We start from the raw sequence: 5,094 nt of genomic DNA on the forward strand, positions 1-5,094 counted from the left end.
CAGTAAGTGCATTGTAGAGGGGAACCGCATTGTTCTGAGCATACTCACAGATCGCCTTTGCATCACTTTTGTCTGTCTTTACCTTGGCCAGTTTCATCTGGATAAACCGCTTGATCGACAAGGGATTAATAACTGATACTACTACTGCATTTTTGTAAAGAAACTGTGCGAGTCGGTAATGATAGTAACCTGTTGCCTCCATGGCTACTAATGAGTTCTCTGGTAATCCTTTAAGGAACTTTTTAAACCCAGACTCATCATTGTAAAACTGATGGTGACCGCTAAGGCTACCATAAACATCAAATACATCTTTACTAATGTCAACTCCATAAGTTTCTCTATATTTATTCATAAGAACTGATTTATGAAAGAGCATACTACCTTACTCACAACAACTTAAAAACGAGATCCAAAGTCTCACAGAACTGAACGTGGTTGAGATAGTAAAAAGAGAGGGGATTATCAATGTTGACGAAGTCTAAGCTTCACCGTGTATAGTAACCTTAATCCTCTCTTTTGTTCTTTCTGATTTATATCTAAATGTAATAGAAATCAAACTTAAGCCGTGTATAATTAATTGCTGTTAAGTGCCTAATTCATTGGCTTTTTCATATTTTTAAAGTCAGTTTTAATCCGAAAAGTTCGTGCTTATTTACACGCAACTAATCATACACAATTCCGTTATGCACAAATGGATAAATGGAAATGAAACTAATTTTAATACTACTTTTTATAATAAATCCTCTATCAGATAATTATTTACTTATCGCTGAGAGTGAAATAAATGAGAAAATAGAAGATAAACTAACAAAAAATGATCAATACTTTGATAAGAAACTTGAATCATTTTTTAAAAATTATGTGACTTCTAATCAGATAGCTGTTCAAAATGCTGAAGATGGATTAATCTATCATGAGTATTTGGAATTTCTTCTCCATAATGGTGCAGGTTTAAATAAAATTGATGAAAACAAGCAGACCAAAGAAATTAGAGAAGAACTTGAAATTATTGATTTAAATAATGAAAGCGGAATAAAAAATTTATTTTATAAAATTGTATCCCCAGTAGTTCAAAAGTTTAAAGAAGAGTTGAGTAAAGAGGAGTATGAAGATGAACTAATTTTAGAAATTTCAAAAAACAAACCAAGTCAATACGACAATATTGATATTGCCTTATTAATCAATTGGTTAGTTCACAAATATGATCCAAATGATTTTAATAGACCTTTTTTAAAGAAATTCGTTATTCTATTTATTTTCATACAACTCGAATTAAATTAATAATCAGTGCATAACACCTAGTATGGCAAATAGCTTTTGTAGGCTAAACCGAAAGATTGATTATATTTAAAATCATAAAGAAAAACCGAAAAGGTAAGTAAGTATTTACACGCCACTTGCCATACTAGAGAACCGCTCTCTGCAAATCAAAAAACCAAACAATGAAAAAACTACTCCTAGCATTACTAACGATTGTGACCCTTGCGTGTCAAGCACAAAAAACTGAAAAATTTAATCTTAACTTTGAATCCCAGAGTGACCAAGAGGCACTTTCAGACGGGTGGTATAATTGGGGTGATTATGCAACATCAATAGATACTATTGCTTATTCTGGAAAAAAATCTGCTAAAATTAAATCTGACCAGGAAGGAAGTGCTTTTGGTGCTATTGCCTATAATATTCCGGCTAGATACTCAGGTCAAACCATACAGCTTGAAGGCTATATGAAAATAAAAAATATTGAAAAAGATATTACGGGTTTATTCATGCAAATAAATGGTAATGGGAGGACATTGGCATATGAAAGCATCGAAAACCAAAACATCACAGGAACTAAAGATTGGCAGAAATATAGCATCACACTCAACTATTCTGAAGATGCTGAAAATATTATAGTTGGAGGACTTGTAAAAGGGATAGGAGAGGCTTGGTTTGATGATTTTGTGGTGAAAATTGATGGAAAAAATGTTCAAACCCTAAAGGAAAAAGAAACACCAAAAGCCCAACTCGATCAGGAATTTGATGACGGGTCGTTAATTGAATTTGCTGAACTAACCGGTGAAAACATCCATAACCTTGAACTCTTGGGTAGAATTTGGGGATTTCTAAAATACCACCATCCTGAAATTGCACAAGGTAACCTTAATTGGGACTATGAACTCTTTAGGTTTTTGCCCAATTACGTTGAGGTTAAAAACAATACCGAAAGAGACAACTTAATTATTGATTGGATCGATTCATTAGGTAAAATAGACGAATGTTTAACGTGTGAACCAACCGATGAAAATGCCTTCTTAAAACCGGACTTAGACTGGATTGATAAACAGAATACTAACTTGAAAAACAAATTGCTTTTTGTTTATAAGAATCGTTCACAAGGCGAACAGTATTACTTTGCAAAGGTGACAGGTGCTGGAAATCCAAAATTTAAAAATGAAAGCGCCTATCCTAAAATGTCTTATCCAGATGATGGATTCAGACTTTTGTCTCTCTACAGATATTGGAATATGATCCATTACTTTTTTCCTTATAAACACTTGATTGATGAAGATTGGAATAATAAGTTAAGTGAATATATTCCGCTATTTACCAATGCTAAAAACGAGTTAGAATATGAACTAGCTGCAGTACAGCTTATCGGCGATATTAAGGACACCCACGCCAATCTATGGGGCGGTGGTGATCAAATTGAGGAATGGAAAGGGAAAAACTATCCACCTTTTCACGTTCGATTTATTGAAGATCAGTTGGTCGTGACTGATTATTACAATGAAGAATTAAAAGTCGAAGCTGGATTAGAAATTGGTGACGTCATTACCAAGATTAATGGGAAAAATACAGAAAAACTAATAGAGGAAAAGTCAAAGTATTATCCTGCCTCAAATCAAGCTGCAAGATTAAGGGGCTTATCTCCAGACCTTTTAAGGTCAAATTCAAATCAAATTGAGATCGAGTATCAATCAAAAAAGTCTAAAGCTAAAAAGAAATCACTTCAGCTTTATCCTAAGGATAGTCTTGACATTTATGGATGGTATAGAAAAAGTCAGGACAAATCTTTTAAAATGCTGGATAACAACATTGGATATATAACAATTGAATCGATCAAACAAGAAGAGCTTTCCACAATACAGAATCAGTTTAAAGACACAAAGGGAATAATAATAGACATGCGCTATAGTCCATCAACTTTTATTGCATTTAGCTTAGGTTCTTATTTTGTTTCTTCTTCGACACCATTCGTTAAGTATTCATTTGTAAACATGGATAACCCAGGTGAATTTTATTTTTCAAATGATTTCGAAATTGAAAGACAAGATGAAACCTATCAAGGTAAATTGATAGTGTTGGTCAATGAAATAACACAAAGTTCTGGAGAGTTTACTTCAATGGCTTTTAGAGCAGGAGATAACACGACAATACTTGGGAGCACTACAGCAGGAGCAGATGGAAATGTATCGTCAATAATGCTTCCTGGTGGTCTTAGAACAATGATTTCTGGATTTGGTGTGTATTATCCAGATGGCGAAGAAACGCAACGGGTTGGAATAGTGCCAGATATTGAAGTGAAGCCAACGGTTAAAGGCATAAGAGAAGGGAAAGACGAGTTAATTGAAAAAGCTATTGAAGTTATTTTAAAGGAATAAAGTCATTTAGAGAACATCTAGCATTTCAAATAGCTAGAATAGGCTTAATCCAAAGATTGGATTAAATTAAATTCGTATTATTGATTAGTAAATAAGTTTCTTATGCATCTCCATTCACTTTTAAATTTCTCTTAGTGTAATATTCTAAATTATTATTTTCAGTATACTCTTTCGATGGTAATCCAGTTTCAGCATCTACAAATTCACCCTGTGAACTAAGGTTCTTTTTATTTTCAATGAGCGGTACACCTGGTTTATTAATAGCTATCAAATGATAGTTATCCATTAGAAGCTTTTCAGAAAAAGGAAATGGAGAATAATAAATATCATTATCGTCATATTTTATGAGGGGTTTGGCAAGTGAACCTTGTATGAATATAAATAGTGGTTTTTTAGCCTTTTCTTCACCCTTTTTTGATTTAACAACAAATTCTATACTACTACCCAAATAATCGATTTGAGAAGATTTATAGCCATAATCCTCAACTGTTTTCTGACTAAACATTGATTCTACAAAGAAAATTAAAGCCATGATAAAAAGTAGCCTCATTCTTTTGTCAATTTAAAATCCAAATACAGGCAGTGTATAGTCTCTATCATATATAATACTAAGGAGGTCTAACGCAAATGCATTAGTTGAATACTGCTCTCCATTTATAATATAAGTGATCGCTAATTTATCTTCTGGAAAATATCCAGCTACTGAGTGTGAACCGAAGGTGTCACCACCATGTCCATAACCTTTATGATTATAAAAAGGGACTTGCATTAACCCCTTACCAAAAGGAACCTTACTCTCTGGTAACATCATTTCTAACGATTCTTCTTTTATAATTTTTCCATTGAATAATGCTGTCAAAAAAGTATTCATATCAAAAGGTGTAGAGAATATATCCCCAGTGCCTGAAGCATTAGGGAAATAAAATTCTTTAATTTCTACCCAATCCTCATTTTCCTTTTTATAAGATTTTGCTTGATTTTTAGGCTTACTCTTTTCATCAATAGCAAACGTATTTTTCAAATTTAATGGTTGAACAATTTCTTCGTCTATAATTAGTTTGAAGGATTTTTCATACTTGTTTTCTAGAATTCTCGCTAACAAAAAATAGGCAGAATTAGAATAGCTTAGGCTATCACCAGGTTCGAAAGCTACTCCTTGACTTTTAATTTCATTCATGATCTCTTTCTTTGTTTGAGGTTCTTTTAACCAATAGTGAAGACTGTCACTTTATGAAACATAATCCTTCAACCCACTAGTATGATTAAGCATCTGATTGAGTTTAATTTCATCTGCATTGGGGACTTGCGGAAAATAAGCACCACAACAAAGAACTGAGGTAAAAAACAACTCTTTTCTTAATTAATTTGAGACATAATTATTCTAGGCTCATAGATTCCTTTAATGGATTCTTTGAACTTTTTTGTTCCTTTCTATTGTACTCTTTACTTC

The 5,094-nt window shown here is 32.8% G+C and carries 5 protein-coding genes; 2 read left to right on the forward strand and 3 right to left on the reverse strand.

All coding sequences use genetic code 11. The features are described from left to right. Window positions 1-352, reverse strand: a 352-nt coding sequence (locus LB449_RS13600) for an IS110 family transposase (protein ID WP_224455670.1), incomplete at its 3' end; no start/stop codon positions are given. Window positions 353-699: 347 nt separating this feature from the next. Here LB449_RS13600 and LB449_RS13605 point away from each other — a divergent pair. Both LB449_RS13605 and LB449_RS13610 read left to right on the forward strand, forming a co-directional pair. Beyond that, window positions 700-1,281 (forward strand): hypothetical protein, encoded by a 582-nt coding sequence (locus tag LB449_RS13605; RefSeq protein ID WP_224455671.1) that lies wholly within the window; start codon window positions 700-702, stop codon window positions 1,279-1,281. A gap of 161 nt (window positions 1,282-1,442) precedes the next feature. Then, window positions 1,443-3,644, forward strand: a complete 2,202-nt coding sequence (locus tag LB449_RS13610; protein WP_224455672.1) for a S41 family peptidase — start codon at window positions 1,443-1,445, stop codon at window positions 3,642-3,644. 100 nt (window positions 3,645-3,744) lie between these two features. On the opposite strand, the gene LB449_RS13615 is transcribed toward LB449_RS13610, so the two are convergent. Together LB449_RS13615 and LB449_RS13620 are read right to left on the reverse strand one after the other, a co-directional pair. After that, entirely contained in the window at window positions 3,745-4,194 is a 450-nt protein-coding gene (locus LB449_RS13615) for a hypothetical protein (protein WP_224455673.1), read from the reverse strand. A 12-nt stretch (window positions 4,195-4,206) separates the two neighbouring features. Next, window positions 4,207-4,824 (reverse strand): serine hydrolase domain-containing protein, encoded by a 618-nt coding sequence (locus LB449_RS13620; protein ID WP_224455674.1) that lies wholly within the window; start codon window positions 4,822-4,824, stop codon window positions 4,207-4,209. Window positions 4,825-5,094: the final 270 nt, after the last annotated feature.

It is taken from the genome of Psychroflexus lacisalsi, from assembly GCF_020164495.1.
In the GTDB taxonomy this organism is placed as follows: Bacteria; Bacteroidota; Bacteroidia; order Flavobacteriales; family Flavobacteriaceae; genus Psychroflexus; species Psychroflexus lacisalsi.